Raw genomic sequence first — 16,323 nt, 5'->3', positions numbered from 1 at the left:
CCTCGGCCGAGAAATGGGCGTGGCTACAGTTGCCGGCATGGGGGATGCCACGGACCACACTGTCTGGTCGCAGCTGCGACACAACTACGGCGACGCCTCCGATCTGCCGGACTTGCTGCGGGCGTGCGCGAGCACGAACGCAGCCCAGGCAGCCGAAGCCCTCGACGAGGTCGACATCAAGGTGTTTCACCAAGGCGGCTGGGTGTGCTCGGCAGCGCCCGCCGCGTTGCCGTGGCTGGCCGACCTCGCCACCGATCCCGCGGTGCACCACCGGCACGAGGTGGTCGAATTGATCGGACGGCTGGCCCGGGAAGCCGTGAGCGTGGCGGCCAAGTTCGTCGACCCCGGCTGGCAACCCGCACTCGACCTCACCCGGCCACGGCTGCTGACCCTGCTCGCCGATCCGGACCCGCGGGTCCGCCGGGCGGCGACTCTCATGGTGGCCGGCGGCATCCGCCATCCGGAGGCGGTGGCGGCGCTGCGGCACCGGTGGGTCGTGGAAACCGATCGCACCACCCGCGCTGACCTCGTGCTCGCGTTCGGCGTGGTGTCCGCGTGGGCACCAGAAGAGGCGCTGCGGAACGAACTGCTTCCGCTGCTGACCGAGGAAGACCTGCAGCTCCGGCTGGCCGCGGTGCGCGCCCTGGCCAAATCCGAACCCGCACTGGCCGCAGGCCAGGTCGACACGCTCGCGCGGGCCGTCCTGGAAGAGGACGCCGCACTGTGGCGTGACTCCGCGTGGATCGGCGGCACACCGGCCACGCTCGTCCGGAGCACAGGCGACCTGCTGCTCGACGATCGGGGCGCGGCCACCGCGTTCGCCTTCCTACTGGCCCGCGCCCGCGACGGCGAGTATCGCGTCGCGGCCCTGGATCACACCCAGCAGGTGCTGTCACGATGGCGGACCGGCACCGCGGAGATACTGCCGCTGCTCGCCGAACGCCTGGACGACGAGCTGCCCGAGGCCCGTTACCGGGCAGCGGCCCTGATGGCCTGCCTGGGATCGCAGGCCGCCACGTACGCCGACCAGCTGGCTGCCCGCAGCACCGATGCGGCGCTGCGGGACGCCCCGACACCAGCCACAGTCGGCGACGCGGCGGTGTGGGCGCTGGCCCGCCAGGATCACCCGGGGTGCCTGCCCGGCCTGGTGAAACAACTGTCCGGCACCCTTCACGGATTTCAGCGGGGCCGCTCCTACTTCCGGCCCGGCGTGACCGGATTGTTCGATCCCGGCATCGGTGAGGTGCTGATCCCGCTGCATCGGCACGCTGATGCCCTGCTCGGCCCACTGACGGCCCGACTGGCCGCGGCGGGGAGCGACCATGTGCTCGCGTCGCAGCTGTGTGAAGTGGTCGCGGCGTGGGGCCCGGCCGCCGCCGCGGCACTGCCCGCCGTGGTCAAGTCGACGGCGCACGAGATGGTCCGCCCGGCGGCGGCCAAAGCGATCGGCGCCATCGGGCCGGCCGCCGTGGATGCCGCACGGAGGCTGCGCGAGCACGTCGCCGAGCCGACCGTGGCCTGGGCGTTGTGGCGCACCGGAGCGGATCCCGATCTGGGCATCACCGCATTGACCCAGCACATCACCCAACCCGAACTTCGCCCCAAGACGATCGCGCTGCTGGCGGATCTCGAATCCCACGCGGCCTCGTGCACCGATGTTCTGCGGACGTTGACCGGCTCCACCGACGACTGGACCCGGGCCGAAGCTGCCTACGCATTGTGGCGGGTCACCGGCGACCCGACCGAGCCGATGGCCGTCCTGACCGAACTGGCCGAGCCACTGGCCCAGGGCAGGTGCCTGCCGGTCCGCATCGCCGCACTGCGCCACCTCGCCGACATGGCGATCGTCAACGATCACGTGACGGCGGTGGCTCGCGCGATCACAGTCAACCCGCACCGGATCGCCTACTTCGGCGGCTGGCGCGTCTTCACCGAGGACGAAGAAATCAGGACCGCCGCGTCCGCGTTACTCGGTTGATCACCAACCAGCCGAAGGCAGCCCGGCCCCGAACGTCCTACTCTGCCACCGACCGAGCGTTGCCGACGCGCGCTCATGCCAACGAGCGTGCGCCCGCTTGAAAGGTCATGTGCATAACAGATGGGGCCTGTTCAGGTCCGTCGTCACGATTTTCCGCGGCTTAACCCGTCATGGCCCGCGACTTGAGAGTCGTCAACTGCCCAGAACAAGATCAACTTATGCGCGGGCCGCCCAACCGGTGCCACCAATGACTGCAGCCCTGCCTGCAGAACACGGCTCGGCGCCGCTCGTCAGCGACACCGAGCAGCGCGATCAGCAAACGGAATGCCTTGCGCCGCTCGTCGGAAGGCAGAGCCGTGATCTTCGGCAGCTGTACGTGCAATTGTCCACGTGCAGCCAGAACGGCGGGCGTGTAGGTGGGCCGGAGCCCCGATCGCCGGATTGCCTCCGGAACGTCGGCGGTGATCGCCCGTGCCTGGATGCAGTAGCCGGCGATCTCCTCCAGTACTGCGACCTGTTCGCCGTCTGCCATGGCGTCGAACCAGTCGAGGCCGCCGGCGATCGAGCGCAGGTCCTGCGCCAGTTCGTTGATGACGACCATGCCCTTCTTCATCAGATCCCTCCGACAAACCGTTCATTACGACCGAGAACCATCAGCGTATCCAGGTCATCCTCGGCTCGAACCCCGCCGCGAGCAGCCCGCGGACGATCCCGGTGAGCTTCCCCTTTGCCGCTGTTCGTGCGCTCATGTCCTGTCATGCCGAAGAGCGGACGGGTTCTCGGCGTTGTGTGGTATAAAGCTAAACTTGAGTTTGGTCGGAGTACTGTTGGGTTGCACAGTCGATATTCCGCCATTCGGGTCAGCGTGTCGGCTCCGGCGCTCTAGGGAGCGGCGGCCTCGAGATACTGGTCCAATGAGTCACCGTCCCGACGTGCCACAGGCTGGCGGCACGGTCAACCGCGTGGTCGGTGACGTGTCCGGGAGTCTGGTCCAGGCCGCCGTTATCAACGGTCACGTGCACTTTCACCAGAAGTCCTGTCCTGCGGTGTCCTTGCCGCACCGGGCGGGGATTGCCCCGCAGCAGGCGGCGGCCTTCCAGGATCGCGCGGGCACAACACGCCTGCTGGTGCAGGCGTTGGAGAGTGGGAACACTGCGGTGTTGACCGGCTGGCCGCACGTTCATACCGGTGTGGTGTCAGGGTTGGGCGGTGTCGGAAAAACGCAAGTCGCGCTGAACTACGCCCAGCGGCTCTGGACAACCGGCCGGCTCGATGTATGGGTGTGGGTGACCGCGGGATCGCGCGAGGCGATCGTGTCCAGCTACGCCCACCTAGCCGCCGACTTGACCGGTGTCGAGGACACCAATCCCGAGCGCGGCGCGCAGCGGCTGCTGGAATGGTTGGCCGCCAGCACCGCGCGGTGGTTGATCGTGCTTGATGACGTGCAGAACCCAGCCGATCTGCGGGGTCTGTGGCCGCCGGCCACCCCTGGCGGGCGGGTGGTGGTGACTACCCGGCGCCGTGACGCCGCGCTGCGCGGTCACGGCCGCCGCCTGATTGAGGTCGACGTGTTCACCCCAGGTGAGGCCGAGGCGTATCTGCGGGCCGCGCTGGCCGACCAGCCGCACCTGGCAGAGGGTGCGGTCGAGTTGGCGGCTGAACTGGGGTGTCTGCCGTTGGCGCTGGCGCAGGCCGCCGCGTACATGCTGGATCGGGGCCTGTCCTGCACCGACTACCGGGCGCGGTGGACCAGCCGCCAGCGAAGCCTGCCGTCGCTACTGCCCGAGCGTGAGGGGCTGCCCGACGAGCACCTCGCCACCGTGGCCACAACGTGGTCGTTGTCGGTGGAGCAAGCCAACCGATTGGAACCGGCGAGGATCGCAGGCGCATTGCTGGAGATGACCAGCGTGCTGGAACCCAACGGCATCCCCGGTGCGCTGTTCATCACCGCACCCGTCACCGACATGCTTGCGGGCCGTACTGGCGATGAGGTCCACGCCGAGCAGGCACGTGATGGGCTGGGATGCCTGCACCGGCTGAACCTGATCACCGTGGATCCGCGCTCGGATACCCAGACTGTGCGGGTGCACGCATTGGTACAGCGCGCCACCCGCGACGCCCTGCACACACAACAGCTCGCGATGGTGGGGCGCGCAATGGCGGACGCGCTCCTGCAGATCTGGCCACGCCCGGAACGCAACACGGCGTTAGGGCAGGTGCTGCGTGCCAACACCGAGGCGCTGGCTGAGGCGGCCGGCGAGCACCTGTGGGAGCCCGACGCGCATACCGTGTTGTTCCGCGCAGGGAACAGCCTCGGAAACAGAGGGTTGGTCACCGAGGCTCGAGACTACTTTCTCCGACTCCACAGCACCGCGACAGAGCGGCTCGGCCCGGACCATCCCCGCACCTTGACCACCCGCGACAACCTCGCCCGTTGGCGGGGTGAGGCAGGTGATCCGGTCGGTGCCGTGGCCGCGTTCGAGCAACTGCTCACTGACCGCGTGCGAGTCCTGGGCCCAATTCATACCCACACCATGATCACCCGCGGCAACCTCGCCTACTGGCGGGGTGAAGCGGGTGACCCGGCGGCCGCCGTCGCCACCTTCGAGCAGCTACTCACCGACCACATGCGAGTCCTCGGTCCGGACCATCCCCACACATTGACCACCCGCAACGGCCTCGCCCTCTTCCGAGGTAAGGCGGGTGACCCGGCGGGCTCCGTGGCCGCGTTCGAGCAGCTACTCACCGACCACATGCGAGTTCTCGGTCCGGACCATCCCGACACTTTGACCACCCGCAACAACCTCGCCCTCTTCCGTGGCGAGGCGGGTGACCCGGCGGGCTCCGTGGCCGCGTTCGAGCAGCTACTCACCGACCACATGCGAGTTCTCGGTCCGGACCATCCCGACACCTTGACCACCCGCAACAACCTCGCCCTCTTCCGTGGCGAGGCGGGTGACCCGGCGGGCTCCGTGGCCGCGTTCGAGCAGCTACTCACCGACCGCGTACGAGTCCTGGGCCCGGACCATCCCGACACCTTGACCACCCGCAACAACCTCGCCCACTGGCGGAACCAACTGTCCGGGAGAACAACCCTTTAGACAGCGCACCTGATCTTCGCGCCGCGCCAGTCGTGCTAGCCGAACGTCCGCTCATGCCGCCGTGCGTGCTCAGCGAGGTGCGTTCCACCCGCTCTCCCAGAGCGCCCGGAACGAAGAGCCGGACACCGCGGTGAGGCCGGGCTCGGTGAGGTCAAGCGCCTGATCGGTGAGCCCGCCGGCGTCATCCTCGAGATGCCGCCACCAGTAGCAGCGAGCGAGCCCGGACAAACTCAGCTCGATCTGCTTGATGGCCACTGTCTCGTCGTTGACGACGACGGCCTCCCACAGCCAGCGAGCTCCCTTGTCGACCATGCCTTCGTGATCTACGTACTCGAAGTACCGACGGGGTTCGGAGCTCTCGTCCAAAGCCCGATACCACGCGACGGTTGCCCGGAACGCGGCCTCCGTCTCCGGCGGCCAGCGACGTTGCACCGCCAACCGCCGGCAGTGCGCCTCCACATCAGCCGGAAAATCGGTCATCACCGGAGTATTCCAGTGGCAACAGCCTCGCACCCTCACGCCGCGGGCCAGTCGACGACGGGCGGCGTGAGGGTGCGCTCATGGCTCCCCTTTATGTCAAGGGCCGGCCATGGCCGGGGGTAGCCTGGTCGGTGGCAGGTTCGGGTTGTGGCTTGTCCGAAGGGCCGGTGTCCGGGGTCAGGCCGGTCACGCTGGACTGCAGAGTCGTCCCCGAGCGCCCTCCCGAACCTGCCACCTCACGTCGCTGCTGGTCGGCCACCATGCGGGCGTAGACGACGTTCGACAAGCGTCGTTTGAGGGCCCGCATTGCTTCCATCGACGTCTTGCCCGCGGCTTTCTTGCCGTCGAAATAGACGCGGCCGGCGGTAGAATTACGAAGCTGGACGACGCCCATGATGTGCAGCGTCCGGTTGATCCGGCGATTACCGGCACGAGACAAACGATGCCGTTGCTGCTCACCGGACGATGCATCCAACGGTGCGGTGCCGTTCCAGGACGCGAATCGATCCCGGTTACCGAACCGGTGGATGTCGCCGACGTCGGCCAACAGCCGAGCGGCGCCGGACGGGCCGATGCCGTGCAGGTCGAGCAGCGTGCTGCCGCGGGCGATCACCAACTCGCGGAGATCTTTGTCCGCGGCCTTGGCCTTCTTGTCGATAGTCTCGAGTTCCGCGATGAGCTCGACAGCCAGCCGGCGCCGGGTCTTCCCCACGATGTCGCGTGGTTTGATCGTCGCGACGAGCGCGCGTGCTTGCGTCGCGAACAGAAACTTCTTTGCTCCGCCGGGAAAGAGCTCCAGCAGCAGGCGGTGGAGACGGTTGACAGTCTGGGTCCTGGCGCGGCCGATTTCGTCACGACGGTCGACAAGCATGGTCATCACGACCAGCTCGGGGTCGACCTGGACTCGGGCCAAGTTCGGGGCACGCAACGCGGCCAGAGCTACGGAGTGCGCGTCTACGGGATCGGTTTTGCGGCCGTTGCCGGTGGCGAACACACGCACCTGCGCGGACAGCTTCGCCGGCACGTCCAGCACGGTCTCGTCGTCGTGGACCAGCCGGTGGGCGATATGCCGGCCAACGCCGTTGCAGCCCTCGACCGCCCAGGTCCGCTCGGGGAACCGACGTCCGAACGACAGCATTTCCGCATAGCCGGACTGGTCAGTACCGAATTTCCCGAGCGTGACCACCTCACCGAGTTCGGTGATCACCTCGACCGTCGCCGACCGTTTATGCGGATCCATTCCGATGATCACGGGCATGCGGTTCTCCTTGCCTCGACGCGACGATGTCAGCAAGGAGGGCACCGCTACTTCGAGCCGGGCAGACCCCTTTCCAGCCACTCCTCGCGCGGTGCTCGGCGAGACGCATGCCATGAGAGAGCCACGCCAATGACACCGGCGGGCAGCCGCTGTGAGCGAGCGACTCGCCGAGCACCTGGACCGGAGTCTGGCCGGACTCGGTCCTGCCGCCCAGTCTTAAGTAGCCGACGAGCGTGAGTCATGGGGACCGGGATACTGCCTCATCCCCGCCACGCGCGCAGTGCGCGGGTGGTGCCGACGTCGATGATCATCGCGCGACGACGTGTTCCACAGTGGAAGGCGGCGAGTTGTCGCTGCCCGTGGCTGGTCGGGCCCGCCACAGCGAGATGCCCAAGCCGATCAACGCTACTCCGGTCGGAACGGCCAACGGCCGGTTGAACGACTCCGGGAGCACCGCGAGCGCGACCGTCGCGACAGTGCCCGCGGCCAGCAGTGCCGACGCCCACCGGGCGAGGACGCGGGCCCGGAACAACGCGATGCCGAACAGGCATCCACCCGCGAGATAGCCGACGGAGCTGACCACGATGACGGTCTGCATGCCGCCGATGCCATGGGTTGCGGTGCCGCCGAAGGCGGCGGCGAGGACATCGGCGACGTAGCCGGGCGCCGTGGGTGCCAGCGCGGGCAGAACGGCGGCGGCGACGATCTCGATGCTGAACATGAGCAGGTAGCCGGCGGCGAACAACGCGTAGCCGAGGAAGCCGAGGATTCCCGTCTGTCGGACTTGACGCAGGTACATGCCGGTGATGCCGGCGAGCGCCAGCGCGGCCATGAGCGCTTTCGCCGCGCTGCGCACGGCCCAGTCGGTGGTGGTGACCAGCGAGACGTCCATGGCCGGGTGGCCGATCTGGACCGCGATGAACTGTGCCCCCGCGATCGCGGCAGCGATTCCGGCGGCCCGCGAAAGGCTCCTTTCACTGGGCGCCAGGGAGAACTGCTTCGTCTTGCCGGGCCTGGGCGTGGCACTCATGCCTTGCTCCTCCGAGCGGAATAGGAGGTGTACAACGTACACCTTTATGGCGCTCAAGCTAGGCGTACGATGTACACCTGTCAAGACCGGGCCCCCGGTCAGGAGGTGGAGGCCCCCGATGCAGGACACCGCCGCGGCCGGCGGCCGGGAGCGGCTCAACCGCGCCAAAGTGCTGGGCGCCGCCGTCGAGCTGGCGGATGAAGGCGGCTTCGAGGCCCTGACCATGCGGAGGCTCGCGGCCCGGTTGAGCGTCGTACCCATGGCGCTCTACAAGCACGTGGCGGACAAGCGCGAGCTCCTCGACGGCATGGTCGACCTGGTCTTCGCCGAGGTCGAGGTACCCGTCGACGTCGGCTGGCGGACCGCCATGCACCGCCGTGCGGCGTCGATGCGGCTGGCTCTGCTCCGCCACCCGTGGGCGGTCGGCCGGATGGAGACGGGCACTCCGGGACCGGCAAACCTGCACCACCACAACGCCGTGATGCGATGCCTCCGCCGTGACGCGGGCTTTCCCTTCCGCATGGCCGTGCACGCGTACAACCTGATGGACGCGTACGTCTACGGGTTCGCCCTCCAGGAGAAGAACCTCGCCGGCGACATCCCGGCGGAAGCCGCGCGGCGGCAGGAAGCCGTCGTGGACCGGCAGCCGTCGGGACTCGAGGGCTACCCCTACCTCGCGGAGGTGGTCACCGAACTGGCGAAGACCGGGTTCACGTTCGCCGACGAGTTCGAATTCGGGCTCGACCTCATCCTCGACGGCCTCAGCCGGATGCCTCGGTAAGCCTCCGGCGCCGCACCCTGACCACATCGACCCCACACCAACGTCCGCTCATGCCGATGTGCGTGCTTATCGCGATAGCGCTGGTGCCGGACGGCTACGTGAAATCTAGTGCGTTGGGGCTGCGGACCGGCGATGATCAGCTCGTGGGCATGGTTGCGTCGGTTGTGGCGGATCTCAACGAAGCGCTGAACGAGGCTACGGTGGCCGGACTTCGCCTGAGGCCGGACGGAAGCGTCGCCGTACTGCTTCACGTGCTTGCGCTGCCCGAGGCTGGTCCAGCCGACCCGGACACGCGCAGGGCCCTGATCTTGTCGGGGGTGTCGAAAGTCTTGTCGGGGGTGTCGAAAGTCCGAGTGCTCTTGCGCCGAGAACGACCGACCGCAAGTCCTCGGTACGGTCCCGCGATCCCGCTGGCCGATTCTGCGAACGTAATTGCCGCTTCCTCGCACGTTCGCGATCCGGAAATGTCGGTGAAATCACCCGTTTGGGGCTCGTCGGTCTTTCAGGAACATGGCGTTCGCTAACCGTCAGGGCGGTAACCTGTTCCACCTGTCGAGGGCCCTGCTGCGCGAGTTTGCGGCGATGATCCCGCACTATCGGCGCACGAGGTTCGTGGCGTGTGTGCTGATCACCCGCATGGGGCTCGCGCTGGCGATCTTTCTCTAAGCGGGCACTGCGGCGACCGCTTCGACCTCTACGGTGTACTCCGGGCGTGCGAGGCCGGCCACGACGGCGAGGGTCTGCGCCGGGTAGTCCCCTCCGGGGAACCAGTTTGCGAAGACCTCGGCCTACGCGGCGCGGTAGCCGTTGAGATGCTTGGTGCCCGCGGCCAGCGTCAGCAGCTTGACCAGATGCTCCGGCCCGGCCCCTTCGGCTGCAAGGAGTTCGCTGACGTTGGCGAAGAGTTGCATGGCTTGCGATTCGGTGTCGGGGCGTGCGAGGGTGCCGTCTGGTCGGACGCCGAGTTGTCCGGCGAGGAAGACCAGCCGATGCCCAGGGGGTACCTGGGTCAGATGGCTGTAGCGGCCGAGTGGTGGGGCGACGGTGTCGGGATTCCAGCGGCGTGGCTTCACGGCTTCATGATCGCAGAGAGCTGTCGGCCCCGGACCGGTTTGTTGGAGGTTCGTCCGCAGATCTGGTTTGCGAAGTGGACCTTGAGGGGTCAGCTGGCGGAGCCTGCCGTACTCGTTGGCGAGCTGTCGCGCTTGAAGGCCCGGTGCCCGGCGCGCGGGCCTCCATTCACACCGGATGGGTTGTCGTTGGCTGGGGGCATTCGGTTGTCTGTCGGGTCGGTGCCCGGTCGGGCTGTGGGTAATTCTGACGTGGCCGATCAATTGTTCGGTGATTTGGTGGCTGATCATCGGTCCGCAGTTGTCGCATGCTCGCCCAAGTGCACGTGCATTTGGGTGAGCATGCGATGGTGTTGCACGGATGGGTGAGTTGCAACGTTGGCGTTATGGGCCTCGGTAGGAAGTGTCATCAATTTGTCCAGCTGGCTCAGGCGCTTGATCGTGAGTATTGAAAGTGTGCGTCTACCTCGGTGAACGTCAATCGGATCATTGGTGGATCGCTGAACAAGGAGGGAGCAGAGCTGCAATTTGCAACGCGTGAAGCCCGCTGTTCATGTTCACGGATGGTGGTTGATCAGCTACGGTGATCGGTGCGGCTGATCTGCCGGACCGATCATCACTCGATCGGTTCGACTAGTCAGCTGGGCTGATCTCGGCGGGGCGGGGGTGTCGAGATCGGTGAACGCGCGCAGGCGCTGAGCGGGAGGGGTTCACGCAGCCGTGGCACAACATCACAACGACGCCGGAGTACGTCCGGCGGCCGCCGAGGTGACGGCGCTAGGCGTCGCTTACGAGGATTCGGCGGCTACTGCGGGGGCAGGGTTGAGCTTGTCACCGCAGGAAGCGCACGCTGTGCTGTCGCAGGCGCTCACCGCGCTCGAGCAGTTGCTGGTACAGCAGCGGCAGACCGGGACCCTGTTGAAGGTCAGTCCGCCGGCGCAGGATCCTGCCAGCGTCGCCTACAACGCCCGCTTGATCAACGGCACAGGTGTCTTCACCGCAGCGGGTGACCACGTCAGTGCGGAAGCCACCTACCTGCATGAGCTGGTCGCCAAAATCCGGCACGCGTTCGGGATCGTCGGCGACGGGGATTCTGCCGCTGCAGGGGACGTGGGCCGGGCAGCGATACCGCAGGGGAGTGTTGCCGGATGAGCCGCGGGCGAACTGCCGTGCTCGTCGCGCTGATCACCGCGGGATTGACCGTTGCGTGCTCGGGGCGTGATGCGCTCAACGAGATGCCGGGCCGGGCGCTGCCGGCTGCGGGCGGGCAGAATCCCGCGACGCCGGGGCTGCCCTTTGCCGGGGCACCAAAGGTGACTGATCCGCTGCCGCGGTCGGTGCTGTCGGGCGATCCGTGCACCGACGCGCTCACCCCGACCCAGATCGTGACCGCAGTAGGAGCGCAGATCACCGGCAAGCGCGAAGACTTGGCACAAGTCGGTCCGGCCTGCGGTTGGTTCAACCCCGACACCGGCGGCGCTGTCGGCGTCTCCTACACCCTTAACATCCATACCGGCCTCAGCGCCGAATACGCCAACACACGGCCCAAATCCGCACTATGGAAAGAACTACCCCCCATCCAAGGATTCCCCGCCATCGCCCACGCCGGAACCAAAGCAACCGGCATCCCGATCGGATTCTGCCAAGCCAGCATCGGACTGGCCGACGACCTGTCCATCGACGTCAGCCTCACCCTGGGCGCCAGCAAACGAGACACCGCAGACGCCTGCGGCTTGGTCCCTCAGATCGCTGACATGGCCGTCACGACGCTGAGAGCGAAGGCGGGGTCCTGATGTTCCCTTTCGATCAGCTGGGCCGGGCCGCGCAAGCCGTGGTCCGCGAAGCCGAAGAGGCAGGATCTGCGCTGGTGCATTCGGCCCACGACGCGGCGTCCTGGGCCGGAGACCTGTTCGCTGGCGATGTCGGTGTTCAGGCTATGTCCGTCCCGGCGGTCGTGGATCAGGTCATGGCCGGTGACGCCAGCAGCTGGAGTGAGTGCGGCAGCACATCGGCCGGTTCGGGAGCGGCGCATCATGAGATCGCCGCCGCGCTGACAGGCATGCTGAGCAACCTGGAATCGGTATGGACCGGTGGCGGCGCGGTCGCCGCGGCCGGTCAGGCGAAGTCCTTCAGCGACCTGGTCACGAGAGCGGCGATGACGCTGAGCTCCAATGGCTGCAACGTCACCGACGCTGCCTACGGGTTCGAGCTGGCGAAACGGTCGATGGAACCGATGGGCGACCCGCCGGACAAGTCGTTCTTCGATGTCGCGACACCGTGGGACACCGACACCGAAGACGCCGTGGCTGCCTTCAACGCGAAGGCGCAGAAGAACCTGCGTATCTACGACAGCTACGTGCAGCATCTGGGTGTCCAGGGCGAGGGGCTCTCCGGCGATTACGGCCAGCTCATAGCGCGGAACGCAACCGAGGACGTCACCCCCGCCGATCAGCGCCGCGTCACGTCCCGGCGTTCTGCTCTCGACACCGCGCGACCGACGCGGCCAGTAGCCGACCACTCGACTGCTGACACTGTGGTGGGGGACACCGACCGGGGGAGGACCGGGACCGGCAGTGTCGACCCGCAGACGAGAGCACACGACGACGGCAGTGACGTCGGGGCTGGCCCTCGCGATCCCCGCGCCGTCGCTGGGTCGGCATCGGAGAGTGCCGAGAGCGCCGGGCTCGCCGGATCCATGTTCGATCCGGCCCGTGCGGCAGCGATCAGCGGTGCCGGAGCGGCATGGCCGTTCACCGCAGGCGCCGCCGCTGGCGCGCCTGCTGCCAGCGAGGCGCAATGGCTTGCTGGTGTCCCCCTAGCTGGGCCGGGTGCGCCGAACCTCGGTGGGCCGAAAGGGACGGCCGGAGTGCCGGGAAACGGGCTGCGCGGGCAGGTTGAGCCGACGGCCGGTGGTGTGGGTGCGCGCGGAGCTGCAGGGTCTGCGGGGGTGGCGCCGGGCGCGAGCCGGCGGGAGTCCGCGTCCGACACCGAGCACGAACGCAAGTACATCCGGGATGAGAACAGCGTGTTCGATGACGAGGAGAACGACGGACTGGTTGATCCGCGCACCGGGCTCGCTCCGGTTCCGCCCACACTGGGCACCAGCTGAGGTCCTCCGTCGGAGGCCGGTAGCGGCCATCCTTGCTCGTTGTCCCCGTCTCACGGAGGGTGTGTCGTGGCCGTCATCGACCGACCCATCATCCTGCCCAAACTCGCCTTCCTGACCGCCTGGGGCATGCTCGAGGCGGGTGAGCTGCCACCGGCCTTCGGCACGAACCTGCACCACTGGACCAGCTCCGGAGCTCGCCGCGAGCTGGAGATCAGGGCTATGGCGGCGCTGACCGATCTCGGTCTGGCTCGTAACAACCGGCTCAACAGCCTGTGGCGGTCCACCGTGGGTGTTCTCGCCGAGGCCGCGTGCGAGTACTACGCCTTCTGCGCCTTCGCCGACGGGCAGTCCTGCTCTGTGTTGATCGCCGCTCGCGCCGGCGACGCCGTGCGCGCGATCATTGACGACAACGTTGTGTCCCTGGAACCCATCGAGGGCAAGTGGTTCGCGACCGCGCTGCTGGACACCCTGCCCGAGGTGCCTGCTGCGCAGATCTCACCCACGATCGCATCACGGGATGCCGTACCGGGCGGACCGGCGTTTACGAGCCGCCCCCCGGCCGGTGGGGCTGGATTCGGGAGGGGGAACCGGATGGGTGAGTTCGGGCGTATCGAGGAGGTGATGGAGCTCCCGCGTCGCGCGGTGCACCAGATCTACCTCGCCCGCCGGGACGCCGGTGGGCCACGCCGCCGCAGCACACCGATCACCGCGATCGACACCGACGACGCCGGACGCGTGCTCGTCTACATCGACGGCCAGGACAACCTCGTCATGACTCCCGGATCGCCGCGCGAGTTCGTGGTGATCCTGAACGACACCTTCGCCGCCCTCTGAACCTTCGACGCGCTCCTCAGCGGCGCAGGTTCGCAATGACTCCCTGCACCAGCTGCCGGGCCTTCGAACACGAGGTCTCGATGGGTTCGCCGCTGGGGCCGTTGTACAGGGAGGCCACGCCTTGCTGCGGGGCAACGTCGACCAGGATCTGACACGAGGTGAAGCTGCCGCCCGTGCCGGTGCTGAGCACCCACTGCCCAGCCGGATAACCGTCGACTGTGGTTGCGGTGACCGTGCTGCCGGGCCCGGTGACCAGCGGCACCGGCCGCGCCCGCGGGTAAAACCGGACCTCGGCCGCCGCCGTCAGCGGCGGACCGCTGGTGAACCGGCACTGCGCCTGCTCGCCTGCCCCGACCAGCACGGTCTCGTGCGCGTCGTCGCTGGTCGCCAACCCCAGCTGCACGGCGACGGGAACTGGAACGCCCGAGCAGGGAGCAGCCAGGTACCGGGACACATCCAGTGCCGGCGCGGTGATCGGGGCCGGCACCGAAGACGAGGGCGCAGGCGGGCTGTCGGCACCTGTGCATCCTGCCGTCGCGGTGACGGCCAGCAGGAGCGCAGCCAGCGCGCCGCGGCGTACGACCTCAGCCATCGAGCCGCCGCTGGATCGGGGTGCCCGCGCCGGCCACGCCGCTCGGAGCGGGCTGGGCCAGCAGCTTCCGGTGCTCCCGTTCGACCTGCGCGCCGAACCCGCCGGCCGGGAGGTCGGTCGAGGAGAAGTCTTCGTAGCGGAAGGTGGGGGAGAGCACGCGAATACTCGGCGGCATCGGGGCGAACAGTTCGTTCTTTTCCTCGAGCAGGTCACGTTCGGCGTCGTGCACCCTGGTGAGCGCGTCGCGGATGTTGTCCTGGTAGGTGCCGATGACCTGATTCCTGGCAGCGGTGTAGCCGGAGGACACTTCGGCGAACTTGTCTCCGTCCACGGCCAGCTGTATCCCCGCCGAGGAAGCGCCGATCACTACTCCGGCGGCGGCGGTGAACCAGGCGCCGCCCGTGGCGATCCCGAGGACGGCGGACACGACACTCGCGCCGATCCCGATCAGGATCTTCTCGTCTGCGTCGGCGTGCTGATTGACTGCCTTGGTGACCGCGGCGCTGGTGGCCTCAGCGACCGCGATGAAGTCCCGCCGCGCCTGCACAGATGCAGCCAACAGAACAGCGAGCGACTCGACGGTCCTCACCAGGTAACCGGTCTGCTGGCCGAGGAAAGCCTGAATCATCGAAATCTGGCGTCGGAACGCGTCCGCGCCATCGCCTGCCCAGTCCTCCACCGAGTAGTCGATTTTCCTGAACGCATCGATGACGTCGGCAGAGCTCGTTCCGTCCAGGGCGCGGCCGACCTTCTTCATCCGGTCAAACTCGTCGATGATCTTCTGCGGATCGAGACTGAGTACCTGATCGGCGTCGTGAAGCAGACCGCGCAGGAGCACACCGCCGCCTTCGGGATAGGTCTCGGGCGGACCGAGCCACAGTCCGTCGGGCTGCTCGTCGTCGAACAGGTCGATCAGCCGGCGTGCGGCGCGGTCGGCGGCCGAGCGCACCTCGTCGTCGGTTTTCCAGTCGGCCATGGCTAGGCCTGCCCGTCGGCGCGGCGATAGAGCGCGACGATCGCTGTGGCCGCGGCCGCGGTGGCGTCGACGACCTCGGTGCCATGTTTCAGCCGGGCGGCGATCTCGTCGGTCAACCGCGCGTACGAGCCCTGGAACTCGTTGACCACGTCCAATGCCCCGGGGCCGGCGAGACCTTCGTGCGCGGTCAACACGGGCAGCTGTGCGCCCATCATGTCACGCAACATCGGCAGGGCGCTGTCGCCGACCCGCTGCAGCTCGTCCAGCGCGACTGTGAAACCTTTTCCCATCGGGGCCTCCCCGCCCGTCGTCAGCTCTTCTCCGGCACTTCAGGCACTGGCTGAGCTCGCGGGAGTGCCGAGCGCTTTCCGGCGACTGCCCGGCGGGCGCGACAGCCGAGTCGATGCTCAGCTCGCGTGATCACTGTGGTCACGACGAAGTTTTCTGCTGGCATCTGCGCGGACTTCCCCCATGTATGCCGTGAGTGACGGACTGATCACAGTACGCGCCACGCTGCTTGCCGACAACGGCATCGTCAAAGCATGGCTTCGTGAAGGCGAGAATTAACTCTTTCGTACCAAGTCTGCATCGAACATCAGGAAGTGATCGTGCTTCGAGATCCTCACGATCGAGATTGTCCACAAATTATTCATTTTCTGTCCGTAACCCGTCACGTGCTCGCCTCGACGATGCAAACCCGTCCCGCGCCCGGTGTCGAGTCGAGCAACGTGAACCTCCATACGATGTCCCATGATCGACCTGTGAAACTGGATGATCGAAGGGGTGGCAATGTCAGCCATCGGTAGGAATGTCGAGGTGGTGATGCTCCAACACCTTGCGCCAGCTGCCATCGGGTTTCTGTTCTGGTGAAAGTTCGCGTTTCGCCACACGAGGTGCTGGGGCTGCCGGGACGAGCGCGAAGAATCGACCTCGCCGGTCGGCGGGAGCGACGTTGCAGGCGCCGCGGATCACGAGCGCGAGGTCACGGCGGCGTACCTCGTCCCAGGCGCAGTGCCTCCAATACGGCTTCGCGTTTGTTACGCAGCGCTGCGCGAAGTTCGGCATCAATATCTCCGACGGGTGTGTGACGGAACCTGCGGCAGCCGCGATGGCC

Annotated in this window: 18 protein-coding genes; 9 read left to right on the top strand and 9 right to left on the bottom strand. The window is 67.4% G+C overall.

Annotated elements, in window-relative coordinates; all coding sequences use genetic code 11:
• Positions 1 to 37: 37 nt before the first annotated feature.
• Positions 38 to 1,978, top strand: coding sequence for a HEAT repeat domain-containing protein (locus AB5J73_RS42435; RefSeq protein ID WP_370964830.1), 1,941 nt, complete (start codon positions 38 to 40; stop codon positions 1,976 to 1,978).
• 211 nt (positions 1,979 to 2,189) lie between these two features.
• On the opposite strand, the gene AB5J73_RS42430 is transcribed toward AB5J73_RS42435, so the two are convergent.
• Positions 2,190 to 2,591 (bottom strand): DUF5958 family protein, encoded by a 402-nt coding sequence (locus tag AB5J73_RS42430; protein WP_370964828.1) that lies wholly within the window; start codon positions 2,589 to 2,591, stop codon positions 2,190 to 2,192.
• Positions 2,592 to 2,892: 301 nt separating this feature from the next.
• On the opposite strand from AB5J73_RS42430, the gene AB5J73_RS42425 reads away from it, so the two are divergent.
• Positions 2,893 to 5,079 carry a tetratricopeptide repeat protein gene (locus AB5J73_RS42425; RefSeq protein ID WP_370964826.1) on the top strand — a complete coding sequence of 729 codons (2,187 nt, stop codon included), beginning with the start codon at positions 2,893 to 2,895 and terminating at the stop codon, positions 5,077 to 5,079.
• Between the two features lie 69 nt (positions 5,080 to 5,148).
• On the opposite strand, the gene AB5J73_RS42420 is transcribed toward AB5J73_RS42425, so the two are convergent.
• The 3 genes from AB5J73_RS42420 to AB5J73_RS42410 form a co-directional block, all read right to left on the bottom strand.
• Positions 5,149 to 5,559: a hypothetical protein gene (locus tag AB5J73_RS42420; RefSeq protein ID WP_370964824.1), complete on the bottom strand. Its 411-nt coding sequence runs from the start codon at positions 5,557 to 5,559 to the stop codon at positions 5,149 to 5,151.
• Positions 5,560 to 5,650: 91 nt separating this feature from the next.
• A complete protein-coding gene (locus tag AB5J73_RS42415) occupies positions 5,651 to 6,817 on the bottom strand; it encodes an IS110 family transposase (protein ID WP_370964822.1) in 1,167 nt (388 codons plus the stop codon).
• Positions 6,818 to 7,124: 307 nt separating this feature from the next.
• Positions 7,125 to 7,847, bottom strand: a complete 723-nt coding sequence (locus AB5J73_RS42410; protein WP_370964820.1) for a hypothetical protein — start codon at positions 7,845 to 7,847, stop codon at positions 7,125 to 7,127.
• Positions 7,848 to 7,965: 118 nt separating this feature from the next.
• On the opposite strand from AB5J73_RS42410, the gene AB5J73_RS42405 reads away from it, so the two are divergent.
• The 3 genes from AB5J73_RS42405 to AB5J73_RS42395 are packed head-to-tail and all read left to right on the top strand — an operon-like array spanning position 7,966 to position 9,294.
• Positions 7,966 to 8,628: a TetR/AcrR family transcriptional regulator gene (locus AB5J73_RS42405; RefSeq protein ID WP_370964818.1), complete on the top strand. Its 663-nt coding sequence runs from the start codon at positions 7,966 to 7,968 to the stop codon at positions 8,626 to 8,628.
• 50 nt (positions 8,629 to 8,678) lie between these two features.
• Entirely contained in the window at positions 8,679 to 9,152 is a 474-nt protein-coding gene (locus AB5J73_RS42400; protein ID WP_370964816.1) for a hypothetical protein, read from the top strand.
• Positions 9,139 to 9,294 carry a hypothetical protein gene (locus AB5J73_RS42395; protein ID WP_370964814.1) on the top strand — a complete coding sequence of 52 codons (156 nt, stop codon included), beginning with the start codon at positions 9,139 to 9,141 and terminating at the stop codon, positions 9,292 to 9,294. The genes AB5J73_RS42400 and AB5J73_RS42395 overlap by 14 nt, the downstream gene beginning before the upstream one ends.
• 122 nt (positions 9,295 to 9,416) lie before the next feature.
• Here AB5J73_RS42395 and AB5J73_RS42390 read toward each other — a convergent pair whose 3' ends face one another.
• Complete coding sequence (locus tag AB5J73_RS42390; RefSeq protein WP_370964812.1) at positions 9,417 to 9,701, bottom strand: RidA family protein; 285 nt, start codon at positions 9,699 to 9,701, stop codon at positions 9,417 to 9,419.
• Positions 9,702 to 10,550: 849 nt separating this feature from the next.
• On the opposite strand from AB5J73_RS42390, the gene AB5J73_RS42385 reads away from it, so the two are divergent.
• The 4 genes from AB5J73_RS42385 (at position 10,551) to AB5J73_RS42370 (ending at position 13,641) form a co-directional block, all read left to right on the top strand.
• On the top strand, positions 10,551 to 10,850 hold the full coding sequence (locus AB5J73_RS42385; RefSeq protein WP_370964810.1) for a hypothetical protein: 300 nt from the start codon (positions 10,551 to 10,553) through the stop codon (positions 10,848 to 10,850).
• A gap of 17 nt (positions 10,851 to 10,867) precedes the next feature.
• Positions 10,868 to 11,491, top strand: a complete 624-nt coding sequence (locus AB5J73_RS42380; protein ID WP_370964808.1) for a DUF3558 domain-containing protein — start codon at positions 10,868 to 10,870, stop codon at positions 11,489 to 11,491.
• Positions 11,491 to 12,807 (top strand): hypothetical protein, encoded by a 1,317-nt coding sequence (locus AB5J73_RS42375; protein WP_370964806.1) that lies wholly within the window; start codon positions 11,491 to 11,493, stop codon positions 12,805 to 12,807. Before AB5J73_RS42380 ends, AB5J73_RS42375 begins: the two co-directional genes overlap by 1 nt.
• A gap of 66 nt (positions 12,808 to 12,873) precedes the next feature.
• On the top strand, positions 12,874 to 13,641 hold the full coding sequence (locus AB5J73_RS42370; protein WP_370964804.1) for an ESX secretion-associated protein EspG: 768 nt from the start codon (positions 12,874 to 12,876) through the stop codon (positions 13,639 to 13,641).
• 16 nt (positions 13,642 to 13,657) lie between these two features.
• On the opposite strand, the gene AB5J73_RS42365 is transcribed toward AB5J73_RS42370, so the two are convergent.
• The 4 genes from AB5J73_RS42365 to AB5J73_RS42350 form a co-directional block, all read right to left on the bottom strand.
• The gene (locus AB5J73_RS42365) at positions 13,658 to 14,233 is read right to left on the bottom strand and encodes a DUF3558 family protein (protein WP_370964802.1); all 576 of its coding nucleotides are present in this window, start codon (positions 14,231 to 14,233) and stop codon (positions 13,658 to 13,660) included.
• A complete protein-coding gene (locus AB5J73_RS42360; protein WP_370964800.1) occupies positions 14,226 to 15,209 on the bottom strand; it encodes a hypothetical protein in 984 nt (327 codons plus the stop codon). Before AB5J73_RS42360 ends, AB5J73_RS42365 begins: the two co-directional genes overlap by 8 nt.
• Before the next feature lie 2 nt (positions 15,210 to 15,211).
• Positions 15,212 to 15,499 carry a hypothetical protein gene (locus AB5J73_RS42355; protein WP_370964798.1) on the bottom strand — a complete coding sequence of 96 codons (288 nt, stop codon included), beginning with the start codon at positions 15,497 to 15,499 and terminating at the stop codon, positions 15,212 to 15,214.
• Between the two features lie 502 nt (positions 15,500 to 16,001).
• Positions 16,002 to 16,274: a hypothetical protein gene (locus AB5J73_RS42350; protein WP_370964796.1), complete on the bottom strand. Its 273-nt coding sequence runs from the start codon at positions 16,272 to 16,274 to the stop codon at positions 16,002 to 16,004.
• Positions 16,275 to 16,323 lie beyond the last annotated feature (49 nt).

This window comes from Amycolatopsis sp. cg9 (genome assembly GCF_041346945.1).
Taxonomy (GTDB): Bacteria; Actinomycetota; Actinomycetes; order Mycobacteriales; family Pseudonocardiaceae; genus Amycolatopsis.
This window is presented reverse-complemented; position numbering and strand designations above follow the sequence as displayed.